The 20767-nt window shown below is 66.0% G+C and carries 16 protein-coding genes; 8 read left to right on the top strand and 8 right to left on the bottom strand.

What is annotated here, in order from left to right; genetic code table 11:
• Positions 1-188: 188 nt before the first annotated feature.
• Entirely contained in the window at positions 189-3665 is a 3477-nt protein-coding gene (gene mfd, locus HH800_RS11320; protein ID WP_169861130.1) for a transcription-repair coupling factor, read from the bottom strand.
• A gap of 134 nt (positions 3666-3799) precedes the next feature.
• Positions 3800-4066, bottom strand: a complete 267-nt coding sequence (locus tag HH800_RS11315) for a succinate dehydrogenase assembly factor 2 (protein WP_010338014.1) — start codon at positions 4064-4066, stop codon at positions 3800-3802.
• An 87-nt stretch (positions 4067-4153) separates the two neighbouring features.
• On the opposite strand from HH800_RS11315, the gene recG reads away from it, so the two are divergent.
• Positions 4154-6217 carry an ATP-dependent DNA helicase RecG gene (recG, locus tag HH800_RS11310; RefSeq protein ID WP_169861129.1) on the top strand — a complete coding sequence of 688 codons (2064 nt, stop codon included), beginning with the start codon at positions 4154-4156 and terminating at the stop codon, positions 6215-6217.
• A 14-nt stretch (positions 6218-6231) separates the two neighbouring features.
• Here recG and HH800_RS11305 read toward each other — a convergent pair whose 3' ends face one another.
• Positions 6232-6621, bottom strand: a complete 390-nt coding sequence (locus HH800_RS11305; protein WP_169861128.1) for an endonuclease domain-containing protein — start codon at positions 6619-6621, stop codon at positions 6232-6234.
• 135 nt (positions 6622-6756) lie between these two features.
• Between HH800_RS11305 and HH800_RS11300 the strand changes: the two genes are divergently transcribed.
• A complete protein-coding gene (locus tag HH800_RS11300) occupies positions 6757-7833 on the top strand; it encodes a mechanosensitive ion channel family protein (protein ID WP_234893182.1) in 1077 nt (358 codons plus the stop codon).
• Here the strand turns inward: HH800_RS11300 and HH800_RS11295 are convergent.
• A complete protein-coding gene (locus HH800_RS11295) occupies positions 7805-8161 on the bottom strand; it encodes a PilZ domain-containing protein (protein ID WP_004207490.1) in 357 nt (118 codons plus the stop codon). The genes HH800_RS11300 and HH800_RS11295 overlap by 29 nt on opposite strands.
• Before the next feature lie 76 nt (positions 8162-8237).
• Positions 8238-9455 (bottom strand): tyrosine--tRNA ligase, encoded by a 1218-nt coding sequence (gene tyrS / locus HH800_RS11290; RefSeq protein ID WP_169861126.1) that lies wholly within the window; start codon positions 9453-9455, stop codon positions 8238-8240.
• A gap of 55 nt (positions 9456-9510) precedes the next feature.
• Here tyrS and HH800_RS11285 point away from each other — a divergent pair, with 55 nt between their 5' ends.
• Positions 9511-10596, top strand: a complete 1086-nt coding sequence (locus HH800_RS11285; protein WP_169861125.1) for an anhydro-N-acetylmuramic acid kinase — start codon at positions 9511-9513, stop codon at positions 10594-10596.
• 38 nt (positions 10597-10634) lie between these two features.
• On the opposite strand, the gene HH800_RS11280 is transcribed toward HH800_RS11285, so the two are convergent.
• A complete protein-coding gene (locus tag HH800_RS11280) occupies positions 10635-13310 on the bottom strand; it encodes a hypothetical protein (protein ID WP_169861124.1) in 2676 nt (891 codons plus the stop codon).
• Positions 13311-13391: 81 nt separating this feature from the next.
• Between HH800_RS11280 and HH800_RS11275 the strand changes: the two genes are divergently transcribed.
• The 5 genes from HH800_RS11275 to HH800_RS11255 all read left to right on the top strand — a co-directional run bounded on the left by HH800_RS11275 (position 13392) and on the right by HH800_RS11255 (position 17939).
• Positions 13392-13694: an Hpt domain-containing protein gene (locus HH800_RS11275; protein WP_037511783.1), complete on the top strand. Its 303-nt coding sequence runs from the start codon at positions 13392-13394 to the stop codon at positions 13692-13694.
• A 103-nt stretch (positions 13695-13797) separates the two neighbouring features.
• The gene (locus HH800_RS11270) at positions 13798-14970 is read left to right on the top strand and encodes a hypothetical protein (protein WP_169861123.1); all 1173 of its coding nucleotides are present in this window, start codon (positions 13798-13800) and stop codon (positions 14968-14970) included.
• Positions 14971-15047: 77 nt separating this feature from the next.
• Positions 15048-16133, top strand: a complete 1086-nt coding sequence (locus tag HH800_RS11265) for a DUF2336 domain-containing protein (protein ID WP_017500594.1) — start codon at positions 15048-15050, stop codon at positions 16131-16133.
• Complete coding sequence (locus HH800_RS11260) at positions 16130-17521, top strand: sensor histidine kinase (protein WP_169861121.1); 1392 nt, start codon at positions 16130-16132, stop codon at positions 17519-17521. The genes HH800_RS11265 and HH800_RS11260 overlap by 4 nt, the downstream gene beginning before the upstream one ends.
• A gap of 76 nt (positions 17522-17597) precedes the next feature.
• Positions 17598-17939 (top strand): gamma-glutamylcyclotransferase family protein, encoded by a 342-nt coding sequence (locus HH800_RS11255; protein WP_169861120.1) that lies wholly within the window; start codon positions 17598-17600, stop codon positions 17937-17939.
• Positions 17940-17999: 60 nt separating this feature from the next.
• On the opposite strand, the gene gltA is transcribed toward HH800_RS11255, so the two are convergent.
• Positions 18000-19286, bottom strand: coding sequence for a citrate synthase (gene gltA / locus HH800_RS11250; RefSeq protein ID WP_169861119.1), 1287 nt, complete (start codon positions 19284-19286; stop codon positions 18000-18002).
• Positions 19287-19306: 20 nt separating this feature from the next.
• Complete coding sequence (gene gltX / locus HH800_RS11245) at positions 19307-20749, bottom strand: glutamate--tRNA ligase (RefSeq protein WP_010336543.1); 1443 nt, start codon at positions 20747-20749, stop codon at positions 19307-19309.
• Positions 20750-20767 lie beyond the last annotated feature (18 nt).

The raw sequence follows: 20767 nt of genomic DNA, 5'->3' as shown, positions 1-20767 counted from the left end.
TGCTCATAGCCGCGACAAAAATCGAACTGTGGTCGCAAGCCGCCCTATCCACATCCGTCATGCCGGGCTTGACCCGCCATCCCGCTTTTCTTCGTTGCCCCAGAAAAGTGAGACCCCGGCTCAAGGCCGGGGTGACGGCCGCAGAAAATGGTCGCTTTCTCCCCGCAGGGCGAGGGCAGGATGCGTATTTACCCTGCCGCCTTGGCCAGCCCCTTCGACAGTTGCAGCGCGCCGTTGAGGCGGGCGGCGGGGTCGGGCCAGGCGCGGGTGACGACCACCTTGCTGTCCGGGCGCAGGCGGGCGACGCCGTCGAGGCGCTGGACATAGGCGACCAGGCCTGCGGGATTGGGGAAGCGATCCTCGAAGAAGCTGACCAGCGCGCCCTTTGGCCCGACATCGATCTTGGCGATATTGGCCTTGAGGCAATTCTGCTTGATCTCGATGATCTTGAGCAGGTTCTGGGTCGGGGCGGGCAGCTTGCCGAAGCGGTCGATCAGTTCGGCGGCGAAGGCCTCCAGCCCCTGGCGATCCTCCAGTTCGTTGATGCGGCGATAGAGACCCATGCGCAGGTCGAGGTCCGGCACGAATTCTTCCGGGATCATGATCGGTGCGTCGACGCTGATCTGCGGCGAGAAGCTGTCGCGGCGTGCTTCGAGGCCGGCGCCGCCGGCCTTGGCGTCCATGATCGCGTCCTCCAGCATCGACTGGTAAAGCTCGAAGCCGACCTCCTTGATATGGCCCGACTGTTCGTCGCCGACCAGATTGCCGGCGCCGCGAATGTCGAGATCATGGCTGGCGAGCTGGAAGCCGGCGCCCAGCGTATCGAGATCGGACAGCACCTTGAGCCGCTTTTCCGCGGTTTCGGTGATGATGCGGTTGGCGGGCGTGGTGAAATAGGCATAGGCGCGCGTCTTCGACCGGCCGACGCGGCCGCGCAGCTGGTAGAGCTGGGCGAGGCCGAAGCGGTCGGCGCGGTGGATGATGAGGGTGTTGGCGCTGGGGATGTCGAGGCCGGATTCGACGATGGTGGTGGAGAGCAGCACGTCATAGCGCTTGTCGTAGAAGGCGGACATGCGCTCCTCGACATCGGTGGCGCTCATCTGGCCATGGGCGACGATCGGCTTTACCTCGGGCACTTCGGTCCGCAGAAATTCCTCGACCTCTGTGAGGTCCGAGATGCGCGGCACGACGAAGAAGCTCTGGCCGCCGCGATAATGTTCGCGCAGCAGCGCCTCGCGGATGACGACGCCGTCCCAGGGCATGATGTAGGTGCGTACCGCCAGGCGATCGACCGGCGGGGTCTGGATGACCGAGAGTTCGCGCAGGCCCGACATCGCCATCTGCAAGGTGCGGGGGATGGGCGTGGCGGTGAGGGTCAGGACATGGACGTCGGTTTTCAGGGACTTCAGCCGTTCCTTGTGGGTGACGCCGAAGCGCTGTTCCTCGTCGACGATGACGAGGCCGAGGCGCTTGAACTCCAGCCCCTTGGCGAGCAGGGCGTGGGTGCCGACGACAATGTCGATCGTGCCGTCGGCCAGGCCCGCCTTGGTCGCCTTCGCCTCCTTGTCGGGGACGAGGCGGGAGAGGCGGGCGATTTCCAGCGGGAAACCGCGGAAGCGCTCGACGAAATTCATGTGATGCTGGCGCGCGAGCAGGGTGGTGGGGCAGATCACCACCACCTGCATGCCGGCCATGGCGGCGACGAAGGCGGCGCGTAGCGCGACCTCGGTCTTGCCGAAGCCGACATCGCCGCAGACCAGACGGTCCATCGGACGGCCGGCGCCGAGATCCTCGATCACGTCGCCGATTGCGCGGTCCTGATCGTCGGTTTCCTGATAGGGGAAGCGGTCGACGAAGGCGGGATAGCCGGCGGCGTCCGGCTCGGCGATTTCGGCCGGGCGCAGGGCGCGTTCGGCGGCGGTCTTGAGCAGTTCGCCCGCAATCTCGCGGATCCGCTCCTTCATCCGCGCCTTGCGCCGCTGCCAAGCCTCGCCGCCCAGCTTGTCGAGGTTCACGCCCTCGCTGTCGGAGCCGTAGCGCGAGAGGACTTCGAGATTTTCGACCGGCACATAGAGCTTGTCGCCGCCGGCATAGGAGAGCGCGACGCAGTCATGCGCGGTCTTGCTGACCGGGATCTGCGTCAGCCCCTCATAGCGGCCGATACCATGGTCCATATGGACGACGAGGTCGCCGGGCGAGAGGGTGGCGAGTTCGGCGAGGAAGGCGTCGGCGCTCTTCTTGCGCTTGGCGCGGCGGACGAGGCGGTCGCCCAGCATATCCTGTTCGGTGAGGACGGCGACGTCGGGCGCGGTGAAGCCATGGTCGAGGCCGAGCACGGTGAGGACGGCGCTGCCGCCCGCGGCGGTGCCGAGCGCCTCCTGCCAGCTGTCGGCGGTGGCGAGACGGGCGACGCCATGATCGGCGAGCAGGCCCGACAGGCGCTCGCGCGCGCCGGCCGAATAGCTGGCGATCACCACCTTCTTCTTCGTGCGGCGCAGGGCGTCGATATGCTTGCCGACCGCCTCATAGACATTGACGTTCTGCGCGCGTTCGGGCGCGAAGTCGCGCGGGCCATCGACGGCGAAGTCGAGGACGGTGGCGCTTTCGGGCTCGTGGAAGGGGGTGGTGGCGTGCATCGGCCAGCTGGCGGCGGCGGCATCCCACTCGGCGGCGTCGAGATAGAGGGTTTCGGGCTTCAGCGGGCGATAGGCGCCGGGATCGGCCGATTTCGCGGCGATGCGGTTGCCATGATAGTCGCGGATCGCCTCGAACCGGGCGTCGGCCGCGCCGACCACGCCATGGTCGCGGACGATGATCGCGTCGTCGCCCAGATGCTCGGTCAGCGGAACCAGCTTTTCCTCGAACAAAGGCAGCCAATGTTCCATGCCGGCGAGGCGCCGGCCCTCGCTCACCGCCTGATAGAGCGGGTCGCCGGTCGCGGTCGCGCCGAAGGTTTCGCGATAGCGGCCGCGGAAGCGCTTGATCGTGTCTTCGTCCAGCAGCGCCTCGGATGCGGGAAGCAGGGTGAAGCCGTCGATGCTGCCGGTGGTGCGCTGGTCGGTGGGATCGAAGCGGCGCACCGTCTCGATCTCGTCGCCGAAGAAGTCGAGCCGCAGCGGCTGGTCCTCGCCGCCGGGGAACAGGTCGACGATGCCGCCGCGAATGGCGAACTCGCCGCGATCATGGACGGTGTCGGTGCGGACATAGCCGTTGGATTGCAGCATGTCGGCAAGGCGCGTGATCGCGATCCGCTCCTTGGGGGCAAGGCGCGCGACCAACTGGCGGACGCGGAACGGGGTAAGGGTGCGCTGGGTCAGGGCGTTGAGGGTAGTGAGGACCAGTTGCGGTCCCTTTGGTTTTGCCTGAAGCGCATGAAGGCCGGCGAGGCGCGCCGACGCGGTGCGGAGCGAGGGGCTGGCCCGGTCATAGGGCAGGCAGTCCCAGGCAGGGATTTCGATGAGCTCGATCTCTGGCGCGAAATAATGGGCGGTGTCGGCGACCGCGCGCATCAGTTGCTCGTCGGAGGCGACGAAGACGGCGCGGGGCGCATCCGAACCATGGGCGGCGCGGGCGATGTCCGCCAGCAGCCAGGGCTGGAAGCCGGCCGGCACGCCGGACAAGGTGAGCGGCGCCTTCGCCTTCAGGATTTTCTGGAGATCGGTCATGTTTCTACTTCCTTCCTCCCCCTTGGGGGGAGGGGGACCGGCGAAGCCGGTGGAGGGGTGTTACGCTCTCGAGAGGTTGACACCCCTCCGTCTGGCCTGCGGCCAGCCACCTCCCCTGCCAGGGGAGGATGGCTTCAGTTCTCGATCTTGACGAAATCGAGCTTCAGGAACTGGTCCATCATCGGGCCCTTCCATTCGTCCGGCACGGGGATGGTGCCGAGCGCCCAGCCGATGATGTCGGCATCCTGCTCGTCCATGAAGCGCTCGAACCAGGCGATCTGCTCGTCGTTCCAGCTCGCATGATAGCGTTCGAAGAAGCCGCCGACCGTGTAATCCGCCTCGCGCGTGCCCCGGTGCCAGGCGCGGAATTTCAGGCGACGCATCAGCGGGTTGTCGTTCACAATTTGTTCCTTTAACGGACGTGCCGAAACAGCCGATCGGATATTTGAATGACCGTCCCGGCTGCGTTAGAGAAGCCTCAGATAGCCATGCGACCCGATATTCTCAATCCGCTCTTTGCCGAAATCTCCGCGCTCAAGGGCATTGGCCCGGCGCTGGCCCGTCCGCTCGAACGGCTGGGGCTGGCGCGGGCGGTCGATGTCGCCTTCCACCTGCCGGTCAATTATGTCGACCGGAAGCTGATCGACGAACTGGACATGGCCGACGCCGGCAAGGTGATCGGCATCATGCTGACCCCGGTCGATTATCGCGCCAGCGGCAATGCGCGCGCGCCGTTCCGGGTGCAGGCGGTGGACGCCCATGGCAATGCCGTCTCCCTCGTCTATTTCGGCCGCAACAGCGCCTGGCCGCGCAAGCTGTTGCCGCTCAACGAAGCGAAATTCGTGTCGGGCAAGCTGGAAGCCTATGGCGACAATCTGCAGATGGTCCATCCCGACTATGTGCTGCCGCCCGAGGAGGCCGACACCGTGCCGGCGCGCGAAAGCGTCTATGGCCTGTCGGAAGGGTTGACCAACAACCGGATGCGCGACCTGGTGGGGCAGGCGCTGGCGCGTGCGCCCGAACTGCCCGAATGGATCGAGCCGAGCCTGCTGGCGAGCAAGGGCTGGCCGGCCTGGCGCGCGGCACTGGAACGCTTCCATGCCGACCCGACCGACGCACAGGCGCGCGAGCGGCTGGCCTATGACGAGATTTTCGCCGGGCAACTCGCGCTGATGCTGGTGCGGCAATCGTCGCGGCGGCGGCGCGGCGTGCCGATCAGCGGCGACGGACGGCTGCGCGCGATGCTGAAGCTGCCTTTCGCCCCGACCGGTGCCCAGCGCCGCGCTATCGGCGAGATTGAGGGCGACATGGCGCAGGCGACGCCGATGTTGCGGCTGCTGCAGGGCGATGTCGGATCGGGCAAGACGCTGGTGGCGCTGATGGCGCTGCTGAACGCGGTCGAGGCCGGGATGCAGGGGGCAATGCTGGCGCCGACCGAAATATTGGCGCGGCAACATTATGAGACGCTGCGCAAGATGGCATCGGGTCTGCCGATCGAGATCGCGATCCTGACGGGCCGTGAAAAGGGCAAGGTGCGCGAGGCGACGCTGATGGGGCTGGCCGATGGCAGCATCCATATATTGGTCGGCACCCACGCGATCTTTCAGGATAAGGTGCAGTATAAGGCGCTGGGCCTGGCCGTGATCGACGAGCAGCATCGGTTCGGTGTGGCGCAGCGGATGATGCTGGCGAGCAAGGCCGAGCGATCCCCGCATCTGCTGGTGATGACGGCCACGCCGATCCCGCGCACGCTGACCCTGACCTATTATGGCGAGATGGACGTGTCGCGGCTGGACGAGATGCCGCCGGGCCGCCAGCCGATCCAGACTTTGGTGATGTCCGCCAACCGGCTGGACGAGGTGGTCGAGGGGCTGGCCCGCCATGTCGAGGGCGGTGGACAGGCCTATTGGGTGTGCCCGCTGGTCGAGGAGAGCGAGACAAGTGACCAGGCGGCGGCCGAGATGCGCGCCGAGAAGCTGCGCCAGCGCTTTGGCGACCGGGTGGGGCTGGTCCATGGCAAGATGAAGGGGCCGGACAAGGATGCGGCGATGGAGGCTTTTGCCGCCAACCGCACCCAGATATTGGTGGCGACCACGGTGATTGAGGTCGGCGTCGACGTGCCCAATTCCAGCCTGATCGTGATCGAGGGGGCGGAGCGCTTTGGCCTGGCGCAATTGCACCAGCTGCGCGGGCGGGTTGGGCGGGGCGACAAGTCGTCGGTCTGCCTGTTGCTGCGCGGCAATGCGCTGGGCGAGACGTCGCGGGCGCGGCTGGCGCTGATGCGCGAGACCAATGACGGCTTCCGGATCGCCGAGGAGGATTTGAAGCTGCGCGGTGCGGGCGAGGTGCTGGGCACGCGCCAGTCGGGCGAGGCGGAACTGAAGATCGCGACACCCGAACATGTGGCGGCATTGGTGGACGCGGCGCGCGACGATGCCCATCTGCTGATCGACCGCGACGGCGGGCTGGATAGCGAACGGGGGCAGGCGGCACGCACCTGCCTCTATCTGTTCGAGAAGGATGCGGCAGTGGGGTTGCTGCGCGGGGGGTGAGGGGGCTTGTCGTCTTAGCCCTCTCTCGCTTTCGCGGGAGAGGGTTGGGTGAGGGTCTTCTTTTTCGAAAGCGCTGATCGAATGGCGTCTGCAACGCCCTCGATATTTTCCACTACATCATGATTCCAGAAGCGGAGGATGTGCAAGCCGCGCGCCTCCAGATAGGCAGCGCGACGGCGATCGCGATCTTCATCATGCTGACCGCCATCAAGCTCCACGGCCAATGCGGCTTCCACGCACAGGAAATCGACGACGAATGGATCGATCGTTGCCTGACGACGAAATTTGAATCCGTCCAACTGGCGGTTGCGCAAAATGCTCCATAGCATGCGCTCGGCATCGGTCATGTCGCGCCTTAGACGTGCTGCGTGGGGACTGATCTGGCGGGGACCGGGAACATTCATCGCATCATAAAGGAAGAAAGACCCTCACCCAACCCTCTCCCGTGAAGACGGGAGAGGGCTAAAAGTGCCCGGCCTTCCCGCGTAAATTTGCTGCACCTGCGAAACAAAATGTGGGGCGGTCGCGTTGCCCTTGGCATGACCGACATCAGCCTGACCCATATCACACCGATGGCCGCGCTTTCGATCGCGCTGTCGGTGGTCGTCGCCTTCGTCGTCCATTGGGCGCTTTACTGGATCGCGCTGCGGCTGGTGAAGCGCGCGCGGATCGAGCCTTTGTTGTTGCCGGCCATCTTCCAGCCGACGCGCTGGCTGGTGGTGCTGCTCGCGCTGGGGGCTGGGCTCAAGTCGATCGAGATGGGGCCGCGGATCGAGGATATCTGGTCGATCGGGGCGCGGATGGTGTTTGCGCTGCTGGTCGGCTGGTTGATCTTTCGCGCGATGCGGGCGGGCAAGGCGATGCTGGAGGCGCGCGCGGACATCAGCGTCGAGGATAATCTGAAGGCGCGGCGGCAGCGCACCAAGATCAGCATCCTCTATCGCATCTGCCAGTGCATCGTCGGCTTCTTCGTGATCGCGATGATGCTGATCGCCATTCCGGGCGTGCGGACGATTGGCGTGTCGCTGATGGCGTCGGCAGGCCTCGCCGCGCTGGCGGTGGGCGCGGCGGCGCAACCGGCGCTCAAAAATCTGATCGCGGGCATCCAGATGGCCTTTTCCGAGCCGATCCGGCTGGACGATGTCGTCATCATCGAAGGGGAATGGGGGCGGATCGAGGAGATCAGGCTGACCTATGTGATCGTGCGCATCTGGGACGACCGGCGCATGGTGGTGCCGGTATCCTATTTCCTGGAGAAGCCGTTCCAGAACTGGACCACGAAGACATCGGACCTGCTGGGCACCGTCTTCCTCTATGTCGATCCGACCGCCGATATCGAGCGAATCCGCGCGCGCTTCGTCGAGGCGGTGAAGGCGAATGGGCGCTGGGATGGGCGGGTGGCGATCCTGCAGGTGACCGACCATCGCGCCGATGCGCTGGAACTGCGCGGGCTGCTGTCGGCGCGCAATGCCGGGATCGCGTTCGATCTGCGCTGCGAGGTGCGGGAGGCGATGCTGACCTTCCTGCGGACCGACATGCCCGAGGCGCTGGTGCGCGGGCGTCAGACGCTGGAGAGGGACGAGGCCTTTACCAGGCGGTCCGGCGTGGCGGGATGAGCGCCATCATGGCGTCATAGCCCGCGGTCGGGATCGGCTCGACAAATTCGAGGCCGATCCGGCCTTCCTCGCTCCAGCGGACGAGGGCGCGCCGATCCTTGAGCACCGGCAGCCAGATCAGCACCCGACCGCTCAGCGTGAGCAACTCTTCCGTGCGGCACATCAGGCCGAGCGGCGAGATGTTGATGATCCGCACGCCATGGGTGCGGCCGTCCGCTGTGATATGGCTGACCATGTCGACGAGGTCGCGCGCCACCCGTCGCTGATCGACGGACGGGTCGCGCGACCGCATGACATGGCCAAGATTGGCGAAAACCGAGGAGGACATGGGTTTCAGCCTAGCGGGCGGAAAGTGGAGGCTTTCCTACCTGGTAGCGTTAACTGGGCTGAAACCCTGTTTGTCCTCAGGCGGTGACCAGGCCGTGCTTCTTGGCGCCGAAGCTCAGCTTGTCGCCGGCCTTGAGCGTGATGGCCGGGTCGGTGACGACTTCACCATTCACCTTGATCGCCCCCTCGGCCAGCTTGCGGCGGACTTCCTTGTTGGAGGTCGCAAAGCCAAGGCCGGTGGTGGCCTGGACCACGGTCAGGCCTTCGGTGCCCAGCGCGACGGTCGGCAGGTTGGCGTCCGACGCACCTTCCTCGAAGGTCTTGCGCGCAGTTTCGGCGGCCAGAGCGGCGGCTTCGACGCCACGGCAGAGTGCGGTCGCCTCGTTCGCCAGGATCTTCTTGGCCTCGTTGATCTCCGCGCCCTGGAGCGCGGCGAGGCGATTGACCTCGTCCATCGGCAGGTCGGTGAACAGGCGCAGCCGGTTGAACACATCGGCGTCGGCGGTGTTGCGCCAGAACTGCCAATAATCATAGTCGGACAACTGATCCTGGTTCAGCCAGACGGCGCCGCCCACGGTCTTGCCCATCTTGGTGCCGTCGGCATTGGTCAGCAGCGGCGTGGTGAGGCCGAACACCTGCGTGCCATCGACGCGGCGGGCCAGTTCGACGCCGTTGACGATATTGCCCCACTGGTCCGATCCACCCATCTGCAGGCGGCAATTGCTGCGGCGCGACAGTTCCAGGAAGTCATAGGCCTGGAGGATCATGTAGTTGAATTCGAGGAAGCTGAGCGACTGCTCCCGGTCGAGGCGCAGCTTGACGCTGTCGAAGCTCAGCATCCGGTTGACCGAGAAATGCTGGCCGATGTCGCGCAGGAACGGGATATATTCGAGCTTGTCGAGCCAGTCGGCATTGTCGACCATGATCGCGTCGGTCGGGCCATCGCCGAAGGTCAGGAAGCGTTCGAACACGCGCTTGATGCTGGCGACATTCTCCTGAATCAGGTCGACGGTCAGCAGCTTGCGCGCTTCATCCTTGAAGCTGGGATCTCCGATCTTGCCGGTGCCGCCGCCCATCAGGACGATCGGCTTGTGACCCGCCTTTTGCAGCTGGCGCAGCATCATGATCGACACGAGGTGGCCGACATGGAGCGACGGCGCGGTCGGGTCGAAGCCGATATAGCCCGGCACCACCTGTTTGGCGGCCATGGCATCAAGCCCTTCCGCGTCGGTCAGCTGGTGGATGTAGCCGCGTGCTTCGAGCAGGCGGAGGAGATCGGACTGATAGTTGCTCATGACGCGCGCCTGTAGCATTGGGGCAGCAAGTGGAAAAGAGGCGGAGTTTTCGATCATGTTGGCAATCGGTCTGATGTCCGGCACCTCGCGCGACGGGATCGACGCCGCGCTGATCGAGACGGATGGCGAGGGGCAGGCCGAGGCAATCATTTTCCACGCCCAGCCCTATAGCGATGATTTTCGCGAACGGCTGGCTGCGGCCTGCGCGCGGGCGATGGCGATGGACGCGCCGGGCGAGGATCCGCTGATCCGCGCGGTGGAGATGGACCTTACCAATTTCCATATCGATGCGATCGCCGACATGCTGGGCCGCAGCGGCCATGTGGCGGAGGATATCGGGGTGATCGGCTTTCATGGTCATACCGTTGCCCACCGACCCGAGCGGTGCTGGACCTGGCAGATTGGTGACGGCGCGGTGCTGGCCGGCGCGTTCGGCATTCCCGTGGTCGCCGACCTGCGCAGCGCCGATGTGCGCGCGGGCGGGCAGGGGGCGCCGCTGATGCCGGTCTATCATCGGGCATTGTCCGAAGGTCTGGCCAAGCCGGTCGGCATCCTCAACCTGGGCGGCGTGGCGAACATCACCGCGATCGGATCGGACGGTAGCCTGGTCGCCTTCGACACCGGGATGGCGAGCGGTCTCATCGACAACTGGATGCAGGCGTATGGGGACGCGGCCTATGATGCGGGCGGCGCGACCGCCGCGCGGGGCCAGGTGGACGAGGCGCGGCTGGCGGCGATGATGGCTGACCCGTGGTTCGCCGCGCCGCCGCCCAAGAGCATCGACCGCGAAGCCTTCACCATCGCGCCGGTCGAGGGATTGTCGCTGGCGGATGGGGCGGCGACGCTGACCGCCTTTTCCGCGCAGGCGGTGGCGCGCGGTGTCGACCATCTGCCCGAGCGGCCGGCGCGCATCTATGTGGCAGGCGGCGGGCGTCATAATGCCACGCTGATGGCGATGCTGGCGGCGCGGACCGGCGCCGATGTCCGGTCGGTCGACGAACTGGGCTGGGATGGCGACGCGCTGGAGGCACAGGGCTTTGCCTATATGGCGGTGCGGCACCTCAATGGCCTGCCGATCAGCTTTCCCGGCACCACCGGCGCGCCTGAACCGATGACCGGCGGCGTGTTGTTCCAGCCCTGAAAAAGGGGGGTGGGGCGGCCGGGCGCCGCCCCTGATCCTTATTGCCGCAGGCGCTCGATCGCCTGGGCAAGGGCGACATAGAGCTTGCCCATGTCGGACGAGAGGATGGCGACGCCCAAGGCATTGCCGTCACGCGCCGACAGGATGATCCGCAGCATCGCCTCGAAATCGTGGATGTAGCGGTTCACATGCTCGCGGAAATCGGCGTCATTGTCATAATGGAGCGCGATTTCGCGGGACTCGCCGGCGTCGAGCAACTTGACCGCACGGCGGGTGAAGACGCCGCGATCGCCCTTGAGATAGGCCGACCAGTTGGTGTCGGTCACATCGTTGGACAGGATCTTGGCGACGTCGATCGCGGTGCTGTTGAGCGATTCGATCAGCAGGGCGGAGCGGCGCGAGAAATGGTCGCGATCGCGTTCCTCGGCCGCGCGGCCGGCTTCCTCGATCCTCTGTTCCAGCCCGGCGCTGGTATCGGCGATCGTCATCAATTGGCGGGTCAGCCGGTCCGAAGCATTGTGCGCGGCGCGCACGGCCTCTTCCGCGACATCGGCCAGCTTCTCGATCTGAGCCAAAACCTGATCGCCGACCGCCTGCTGCATCGCCTGCTCGCTGGCTTCGGCCAGGTTCTGCACCGCGTCAGGGATGGCACGGCCGAGCGCCTGACGGGCGCGCTCGGCGGCCTGTTCGGCGGTGTCCTTGACGCGGAGCAGGGCGGTGATGAGCAGCGGGCCGGCACCTTCGGTGATGCGGGTCGTGTCCTCATGCGCGGCGTCGAGCGCGGTGCGCAGCTTTTCCACCAGCTCGCGGTTGGATTCGATGCCGCTCTGGGTGCTTTCCAGCCATTCGGAGAGGCGACGACCCTGGCCGCGCAGCATCTCTTCGGCTTCCTGGGTGCGGCCGACCAGCGCTTCCGAAATGGCTTCGAGCCGTTCCAGCTCGGGCGTTGCGGCGCCCAGCATGGCGCGGCTGGTTTCCAGCCGGGCGTCGAAGCGGGCGAGCGCGCCGGGGTAGGTTTCGTCCAGTTCGCGGACGCTCGAATCGAGCGCCACCATCAGCGTTTCGGCATTGCCGATCAGCTTTTCGGCGGTGGTGCCGCCGTCATGCAGCGCCGTGTCGATCCGGCGGGTTTCCTCGGTCAGGCGGGTCAGCGCGTCGGTCAGCTTCTGGCTGCGGGCGAGGGCATTATCCTCCAGCGCGGCAAAGCGGGCCTCGGCCTGATCGATCGTCTGGTTGAGCGTGCCGTGCAGCCCGGCCATCAGGCTGCGCTGTCCTTCGACCAGATCGTTGATCTGGTGCAGGCGGCTTTCGACTTCGCCAATATCGTCGGCAAGGCCGGCGACGGTGTCGGTGCCGATCGCGGCGATACTGTCACGCGATCGGGTGATGAGGCTGTCGAGCGCACCGGCCTGGTCGCGCAGCCCGGCATCGGTGAGGGCGAGCGTTTCGCGGGCCTGGAGCAGGGTGGCGTCGAGCCGCTGGCGCAGATCATCCTCGATCGAGCCGAGATCCTGCCCCAGCGCCGCGAGCGCATTCTGGCTGGTGGTGGTGATGCTGGCCTGGGCGCGGGCGACCAGCGCCTCCAGCGTGGCGCGCTGGGTCGAAAGCCCTTCCTGCGCGCGCTCCATCGTGTCGCGCACCTGATCCATCGAGGTTTCGAGGCGACCGCGCAGCGATGCCTCGACCAGATCGAGATCCTGGGTGAGGGCGCGAACGGCACCATCGCTGGTTTCGCCGAGCGAAACAGCGACACGATTGACCAGCACGTCCAGTGCGGCCGACTGGGCATCGATATCCTGCCGGGTCTGGTCCATGGCGGCGCGTGCGCTCTGCGCCGATGTCTCGATCCGGCCGGCGGCGATGTCGGCCAGGCCGTTCACCTCGTCGGTGGCGCTGCGGGTCGTCTCCTGCAACTGGCCTAGCTGGCTCGACAGGCTCTTGGTCGCGGACAGGGTGCGGGTGCGGGTATCGTCGGACAGTTCGCCCAGCGCATGGAGGCGCGCTTCGAGCGTGTCGATCCGTTCGGCGAGCGCATGACCATTGTCCATGATCTGCGCGGCCATGCGCACGGCCCGTTCTTCGAGCTGCGGCATGGCGGCGATCAGCGCGTCCATCCGCGCGACAAGGGCGGTGCCGGCACGCTCGGCGCTTTCGGCGCGGTCGGCGGTGGTCTGGGCGCGGCCGGCGATCAGTTCGGCCGATGCCTCCATATTGCTGCTGGCGGCGGCGCCATAGCTGTCGAGCAGTTCGGCCTGGTCCTGCATCGTCTGGCGCGCGGATTCGAGCCGGTCGGCGATCCGGCCGAGGCGCAGTTCGAGCAGTTCGGCCTCGGTCCGCAGCGCATGGGCGGTGTCGAGATAGCGGCGCGATTCGGCGCGGCTGTTGCGCACGATCAGCAGATAGGCGATGCCGAGCAGGCTGATCGGCACCAGCAGCGTGGCGACGAGCGCGGGCCAGGCGGCAGGGCCGGCCCGCCACTGATCCGACACGATCGTCGCCCAGAGCGCGAAGCCGAGCCAGAGTAGCGCCAGCAGGCTGAGCCCGATCCGGGCGTTGCGCACCAGCTTTTCGCCTTCCCCCTGCGCGTCGTCAGGGGCGTCTTCAATGTCCAATACGGCCTGCTTCAATAGCAGGATGTCATCCGCGGCCGGCGCGTTGCCGGTCGCGTTTCCCTCGTCTCGCCAGAATTCGACGATTGTGCTGCCCCCATTCATGGGTGTGATCCTATCATCTTTTCCGTCTGCGCAAATGCCTTGTTACCAAAACTTAACGCAATTTCGATAGCTTCCGTCCCCATGTCCTATGATCCTGGCGCTCTTAATGCGGCATTGGCCGCCGCCGTCGGCGAAGACGCGGTGCTGATTGCCGATCTGCGCGTGGCTTTCCTTGAAAGCGCGGAGCGCCATCTCGACCTGATGAGCCGGGCGCGCTGCGACGCCAATTGGGAATTGGCGGCCTGGCGTTTGAAAGGCCTGGCGGCGAGTTTCGGCCTGACCAGCCTGATGGCGCTGGCGGACGAGGCGGTCGAGGCCGCGCCGGGCGATCCGCGCGCCTTGCAGCGCCTGCGCAGCACGATCGCGCTGCTTCAGCAGGGCTGAAACCGGCGATTTGAAAGCGGTGATTTGAAAGCGGCTGCTTGCGCTGCGTCGTTCGGCTTGCAAGAAGATCGTTGCAATCAAAACGGGTCGGTTTCCAGACAATATGACATTCGCGGCCATTCTCAGTGCCAGCCGGGCTTCAAGTGATTCGCCTGCAGCGCTTCGCGCCACCCTGCATTTCGCCGGTCAGACGCTGGTCGAATATCAGGCGCGACAGGCGGTCCGGGCCGGTGCGGACCGGATCATGATCCTGGTCAGCGTCATCACGCCGGCCATTTCGCAGGCGGTCGACCGGCTGAGCGCGGACGGCATTGCCGTCGCCCTGATCCGCGACATGGTGTCGATGGTGCGCGATGCGCCGCGTGACGCCGATGTGCTGCTGGTGGCCGATGGCGCGGTGGTGGCGCAGGGCCATTATGACGCGCTGGCGGGGCAGGCGGGCAATGCTTTGCTGGTCACCGACGACAGCCGCGCCAGTGCGCCGTTCGAGCGGATCGATGCGGGCCAGCGCTGGGCCGGGCTGGCGCGGATCAATCCTGCGCTGCTGTTCGGCACGCTGGACATGATCGGCGACTGGGATCTGGCGCTGACGCTGGTGCGATCGGCGGTGCAGGGCGGTGCGGTGCGAATCACCGTGCCGCAGGATGATCTGCTGGAAGGCCGAGTCGCGCTGGTCGACGGGCAGGAACAGGCGGACCTCGCCGCGCAGGCGGTGATGTCGACCGGCACGCGGTCGGGATCGTCCAGCCGCGGCGGGATCGAACATTATCTGTTCGGGCCACTCGCCCGGCTGCTCGGCCCTGCACTGATGCGCAGCCAGGTGCCGGCGATGCAGGTGCGGATCGGTTCGATCGCGCTGGCCGGCATTGCGCTGATGCCGCTGGAACTGGGCTGGCCGGGCACCGGGCTCAGCCTGTTGCTGCTGGCGCTGCTGCTGGCGGAACTGGCCGATCGGCTCGATGAAATGGCGCTGCGCCGGCCGCCGAGCGGCTGGATCGCCTTTCTGGCGCCCGGACTGGCACTGATCGGGGTAATGCTGTCGGGTAGCGGGATGGTGCCCAACTATCTGGCGTTGTTGCTGGGCATCATCACGCTTGCCGATCGCTGGCGCCGGACCGGGGCGGCGCGCCCCTGGATGATCTTCACGCCGGGCACCGCGTTGCTGGTGCTGCTCGCGGCTTTGCTGACGGGGGCGGAGGCACTTGGTTTCGACGTCGCCATGCTGGCGGCGATCGGATCGATCGGGGCGATCATCCTGTCGCGTCGGGGCGGATGATTTTTGTCGCATCGAGAGCGTTGATTTTGCTGTCAGGGTTTAGTGCATTTTAACGACGTGGGGTTATGCTGCCTTGCATGAGCGCCCACACGTCCCTTGCCGGATCCATCATGGCGGACAGCTGGCCCATGGCACATGTCATGGCCGGCATGTCTGCCGTGCCCGTCGGCCATGCGATTGATCTCGCCTTTTTCTTTCCGGTCGAGGACCGCGCGCGCCATGATGCGCTGATCGCGGAGACGCGCCGTCATCTGGGCGGATGCCTGACCGCGATCGAGACTGCGCTGCGGCTGAGCCTGGCGGGTGATCCTGCCATTGCCGCGGCGCTGGGGCGTTGGCCCGATGGGCTGTGCTGGCCGACCATCTGTGCGCAGCCGACACTGCTGGGGCCGGCCTTGCTGGCCCATATGCAGATGCGTGCGGGGGTGAGCCTGTTGCTGCGGCAGATCGGGCGCCCCGATGGCGAGCCGCCGGAACAGCCCGAGGCCGAATCGATCCTGTCGTCGGACGATCCCGAAATTGGCGATGCGATCGTCGCGCTGGCACTGGCCGAGGGGCAGTGGCAGGCGATGGGCGGCGAGGATCAGCCGATGCGGCCCGATCTGCCGGCCGAACATTTTGCTGAACTGGTGTGGACGGCGGCTGCCTGTCTGGCGGCCGTGGTGCAGCGCACCGCGCTGGAGCCGGACAATCAATTGCTCGGCGCGTTCGAGCGGGCGGGCTGGGCGCTCCTCGCCAGCCATGACGAAAGCAACGGCCCGATCGCGGCGGCCGACCAGCTGGTGCGCCGGCTGGGGCCGCAGGCCGATGCGCCCGACCTGCTGGGCGCGGCGCTCGGGCAGCGGCGGTTTCTGCTGTTTGCGGCGCTGGCCGGGCGACGGCTGCGCCTTGGCACCGCGCAGGTGACCGACATATTGATCATGGGACCGGTGATGCAGGTGGCGACCCTGTGCCGGGCGCTGGGCGGAACCGGGGCGGATTATCGCCATCTGCTGCTGGCGCTGCGGCCGGTGCGGCCTGGCCTGTCCGACGCGGTGATCGTGGCCGAGGCCGACCAATATCAATTGCTAAGCGACGTGAAGGCGGAAGCCGTGGTGGGCGCCCTGCGCGCGCCGGCCGCCTTCCGCGCGAAGCTCGATCATTTGCGGCGCGTCACGGGATGAACATGACGCTCCACCCCTCCATCGTCCGGGCAACGGCATCGGCGGACGGCACGCTATTGAGTGCTGATGCGCCGCTGCTCGCCTTGCAGCGGGAGGCGGGGAGCGATCTGCTGGGGCCGCTCGCCATTCCGCAACTGGCCGCAGTGGTGCGACTGGCGGCGCGGCTGGGCGTCACGGTGTCGCGGCCGGTGGTCGCGGCCGCCGAGCGGGGCGACATCGACATGTGGGTGCGGGCGCGCAGCGACGAAGGGCCGGACGGGCGCATCGTGTCGCTGGCGGTGGTCGACTGGAGCGAGCGGCCGCCGCTCGCCAATGCCGGCGACCATAGCCGGCGCGAGGCCGATCTGGCGGCGCTGGCCGATGGCTGGACCTGGCAGATCGACACCCAGTTGCAGTTCCAGATGGCAATTGCCGGGACCGACCGGCAGGGCGCGTTGCCGACGCAGCCGCCCCTGCCGGGTAGCCGTTTCTCCAGCTATTTCGAGCTGCAGAGCGATGGCGAGGGCGACATGGCGATCCTGCGTGGCTTCACCCAGCGCCGCGCCTTCCGTGATCAGGTCGCGACATTGGTGCATGATCCCGAACAGCATGTGCGGCTGGCGGGCTTCCCGCTGTTCGATCTGGCCGGCCATCTGGTCGGCTATCGCGGCAAGGCCTGCCCGATCGAGCGACCACCGGCGCTGGCGCGGGCGGATACGACGCAATTGTCGCTCTATCCCGGTGAGTTCGGCAAGCGGCTTGATCGGTCGCTGCGCCAGCCGCTGGGGCGGATCATCGCCAATGCGGACACGATCGGCGCGCAACTGGAAGGGCCGCTGCGGCCCGATTATGCCGATTATGCCAATGACATTGCGACTGCCGGCCGTCACCTGATGGCGCTGGTCGACGATCTGGCCGATCTGCAGGCGATCGACCGGCCCGATTTCGGCGTGATCATCGAGGATGTCGACTTGGCCGACCTGGGCCGGCGGGCCGGCGGCCTGCTGACGGTCAAGGCGCTGGATCGGCACATCAAGATCCATTGCCCGGACGTCGACCAGATGCTGATGGCGAGGGGCGAGTTCCGCCGCGTGCTGCAGATACTGGTCAATCTGGTCGGCAATGCGGTGCGCTATTCGCCTGAGGGATCGCAAGTGCGCATCGTGGTAGAGCGCGAGCACCGGCAGGCACGGGTGCTGGTGATCGACCAGGGTGCGGGCGTGGCGCTGGAGGATCGCGAGAAGATTTTCGACAAGTTCGAGCGACTGGGACGCGATGACCCCGGCGGCAGCGGGCTTGGCCTCTATATCTCGCGCAAGCTGGCGCGGGCGATGGGCGGCGACATCAGCGTTGGCGGCACGCCGGGCGAGGGTGCGCGCTTCATCCTGACGCTGCCGGTGCTCGACTGACGGGCGCGCGATCGCGCTTATATGAGATAAAGAGCGCTTGTTTGTCCGGCCGATGCTGCCCCGATAGGGTGGCGGCATGGACAGATCGCATTGCCTGGCCACCTATGGCACGCTGGCGCCCGGACGGGCCAATCATCATCAACTGGCGGAACTGCAGGGCATTTGGCAGGCGGGGCATGTGACCGGCTATCTGGTCGCGCATGGCTGGGCCGCGTTGATGGGCTTTCCCGCCTTCATTCCCGACGAGGGCGGCGCGGCGATGCCGGTCCAGCTGTTCCGCTCGCCCGACCTGCCGGCGCACTGGGCGCGGCTCGATGCGTTCGAGGGGGCGGACTATCGCCGTGTCGCGATCGATGTCGTTACCGATCAGGGGCGCGTGCCGGCCTGGATCTATGTCTATGCAGGGGTAGGCGGCTGAACCCCAACGAAAAACGGCGCCCGATGGGGCGCCGTTCCTCTTGTCTCTTGTGACCGCGTCTTAGCGCTTGTCGACGGCGACATAGTCGCGCTGCGTCGGGCCGGTGTAGAGCTGACGCGGACGGCCGATCTTCTGCGCTGGGTCCGAAATCATTTCGTTCCACTGTGCGACCCAGCCGACGGTGCGGGCGAGGGCGAAGAGCACGGTGAACATTTCGGTCGGGAAGCCGATCGCCGACAGGATCACGCCCGAATAGAAGTCGACATTCGGGTAGAGCTTCTTCTCGATGAAGTAGGGATCGTTGAGGGCGATCTGCTCCAGTTCCTTGGCGACGTCGAAGATCGGGTCGTTGACGCCGAGCTTTTCCAGCACGTCCTTCGCGGTCTTCTGCATCACGGTCGCGCGCGGATCGTAATTCTTGTAGACGCGATGGCCAAAGCCCATCAGGCGGAACGGATCGTCCTTGTTCTTGGCGCGGGCGATATATTCCGGGATGCGATCGACGGTGCCGATTTCGCGCAGCATGTTGAGCGCGGCTTCGTTGGCGCCGCCATGCGCCGGGCCCCAGAGGCAGGCGATGCCGGCCGCGATGCAGGCGAAGGGATTGGCGCCCGACGAACCGGCGAGACGCACGGTCGAGGTCGACGCGTTCTGCTCATGGTCGGCATGCAGGGTGAAGATCTTGTCCATCGCGTCGACGACGATCGGATCGATCTTATACTCTTCCGCCGGGACCGAGAAGGTCATGTTCAGGAAGTTGGCGGTGTAGCTCAGGTCGTTGCGCGGATAGACGAAGGGCTGGCCCACCGAATATTTGTACGCCATCGCAGCGATCGTCGGCATCTTGGCGATCAGGCGGTGGCTCGCAATGCGGCGCTGTTCCGGATCGTTGATGTCGGTCGAGTCATGATAGAAGGCCGACAGGGCGCCGACGACGCCGACCATGATCGCCATCGGGTGGGCGTCACGACGGAAGCCGCGGAAGAAGGCGGTCAGCTGTTCATGCACCATGGTGTGGCGCGTGATGGTGTTGGTGAAATCGGCCAGTTCCTTGGCCGACGGCAGTTCGCCGTTCAGCAGCAGGTAGCAGACTTCCATGAAGCTGGACTGTTCGGCGAGCTGGCCGATCGGATAGCCACGATGCAGCAGCACGCCGGCGTCGCCATCGATATAGGTCAGGCCCGACTCGCAGCTGGCGGTCGAGGTGAAGCCCGGATCGTAGGTGAACATGCCGGTGTTGGCGTAGAGCTTGCGAACGTCGATGACCTGGGGACCGACGCTACCATCCATGATGGCATAGTCCTTGGCCTCTCCGCCAACGGTCAAACTGGCATTATTATCCGACATGTTTTTCTCCTTAACTGCCGTCAACCGGCCACCACGTGCCCCGCAGCGGTCAGTCGCTTCAAGCTTTCCTCTTTCCCCAGAAGGAAGAGGACATCAAAAATACCCGGCGAGACCGTGCGCCCGGTGAGCGCCGCACGAAGCGGCTGTGCCACCTTGCCCAGGCCAAGCCCCGCATCCTCTGCCACGCGGCGTATCACTTCATCGATCGCTTCAACCGTCCAGGACTGGACGGGCTGGAGAGCGTCGGCTGTCTTTTTCAGCAGCTCACGCGCGGGTTCATCTAGCAGAGCAGACGCCTTCTCGTCAAAATCGAGCGGGCAAGATTTGAACAGAAACTCCGCGCCTTCTGCAATTTCGTTAAGTGTCTTGGCCCGCGGCTTGAGCGAAACCATCGCCTGGGTCAAAATATCGCGCTGGGCGTCATTCAGTTGCGTATCAAGACGCGACTCAACGCGCGGGGCGACCAGGGCGGCCAGGCGCGCCTCGTCGGCCTCGCGCAGATAATGGCCGTTCAGATTTTCCAGCTTCTTGATGTCGAAGCGCGAGGGCGAACGGCCGACGCCGTCGATATCGAACAGTTCGATGGCGCGCTCGATCGAGATGATCTCCTCGTCGCCATGCCCCCAGCCCAGGCGCAGCAGATAGTTCAGCACCGCTTCGGGCAGCATCCCCATCTCGTCACGATAGGCGTCGACGCCGAGCGCACCGTGGCGCTTCGACAGCTTGGCGCCGTCCGACCCGTGGATCAGCGGGATATGGCCATAGACTGGCTCCTCCCAGCCCATCGCCTTGATGATGGCGAGTTGGCGGAAAGCGTTGTTGAGATGGTCGTCGCCACGGATGACATGGGTGACGCCCATGTCATGGTCGTCGACCACGACGGCCAGCATATAAGTGGGGGTGCCGTCCGACCGCAGCAGGATCATGTCGTCCAGCTCGGCATTCTGCACCACGACGCGGCCCTGCACCGCATCCTCGATCACCGTTTCACCGGTCCGAGGGGCCTTGATACGGATGACGAAGGGGGCGCCTTCGGGCGCTTCCTCGGGCGAACGGTCGCGCCAGCGGCCGTCATAGCGCATCGGCTGCTTGGCGGCGCGCTGCTGTTCGCGCAGTTCGGCCAGCTCTTCCTGTGTCGCATAGCAGCGATAGGCATGGCCATTGGCGAGCAGCTGATTGGCGACCTCGGCATGGCGCGGGGTGCGCTCGAATTGGAACACGGCCGGCTCATCTCCGCCCAGGTTCAGCCATTCCAGGCCGTCGAAGATAGCGGCCACGGCTTCCTCGGTGGAGCGGGCGCGATCCGTATCCTCGATGCGGAGCAGGAACTTGCCGCCATGATGGCGCGCGAACAGCCAGTTGAACAGCGCGGTGCGGGCGCCGCCAATATGCAGGAAGCCCGTTGGCGACGGGGCGAAACGGGTCACCACCTGCTTGTTCAATCCCGTTGCACTTGCCGTCATATTCGCTGACATTCTTCC

Source organism: Sphingobium yanoikuyae (genome assembly GCF_013001025.1).
GTDB lineage: Bacteria > Pseudomonadota > Alphaproteobacteria > Sphingomonadales > Sphingomonadaceae > Sphingobium > Sphingobium yanoikuyae_A.
This window is presented reverse-complemented; position numbering and strand designations above follow the sequence as displayed.

Excerpts from the sequence above, each read along its gene's own strand:
- mfd (WP_169861130.1), bottom strand. The coding sequence starts at position 3,665 with ATGACCGATCTCCAGAAAATCCTGAAGGCGAAGGCGCCGCTCACCTTG.
- recG (WP_169861129.1), top strand. The coding sequence starts at position 4,154 with ATGCGACCCGATATTCTCAATCCGCTCTTTGCCGAAATCTCCGCGCTC.
- HH800_RS11305 (WP_169861128.1), bottom strand. The coding sequence starts at position 6,621 with ATGAATGTTCCCGGTCCCCGCCAGATCAGTCCCCACGCAGCACGTCTA.
- HH800_RS11300 (WP_234893182.1), top strand. The coding sequence starts at position 6,757 with ATGACCGACATCAGCCTGACCCATATCACACCGATGGCCGCGCTTTCG.
- HH800_RS11295 (WP_004207490.1), bottom strand. The coding sequence starts at position 8,161 with ATGTCCTCCTCGGTTTTCGCCAATCTTGGCCATGTCATGCGGTCGCGC.
- tyrS (WP_169861126.1), bottom strand. The coding sequence starts at position 9,455 with ATGAGCAACTATCAGTCCGATCTCCTCCGCCTGCTCGAAGCACGCGGC.
- HH800_RS11285 (WP_169861125.1), top strand. The coding sequence starts at position 9,511 with ATGTTGGCAATCGGTCTGATGTCCGGCACCTCGCGCGACGGGATCGAC.
- HH800_RS11280 (WP_169861124.1), bottom strand. The coding sequence starts at position 13,310 with ATGAATGGGGGCAGCACAATCGTCGAATTCTGGCGAGACGAGGGAAAC.
- HH800_RS11275 (WP_037511783.1), top strand. The coding sequence starts at position 13,392 with ATGTCCTATGATCCTGGCGCTCTTAATGCGGCATTGGCCGCCGCCGTC.
- HH800_RS11270 (WP_169861123.1), top strand. The coding sequence starts at position 13,798 with ATGACATTCGCGGCCATTCTCAGTGCCAGCCGGGCTTCAAGTGATTCG.
- HH800_RS11265 (WP_017500594.1), top strand. The coding sequence starts at position 15,048 with ATGAGCGCCCACACGTCCCTTGCCGGATCCATCATGGCGGACAGCTGG.
- HH800_RS11260 (WP_169861121.1), top strand. The coding sequence starts at position 16,130 with ATGAACATGACGCTCCACCCCTCCATCGTCCGGGCAACGGCATCGGCG.
- HH800_RS11255 (WP_169861120.1), top strand. The coding sequence starts at position 17,598 with ATGGACAGATCGCATTGCCTGGCCACCTATGGCACGCTGGCGCCCGGA.
- gltA (WP_169861119.1), bottom strand. The coding sequence starts at position 19,286 with ATGTCGGATAATAATGCCAGTTTGACCGTTGGCGGAGAGGCCAAGGAC.
- gltX (WP_010336543.1), bottom strand. The coding sequence starts at position 20,749 with ATGACGGCAAGTGCAACGGGATTGAACAAGCAGGTGGTGACCCGTTTC.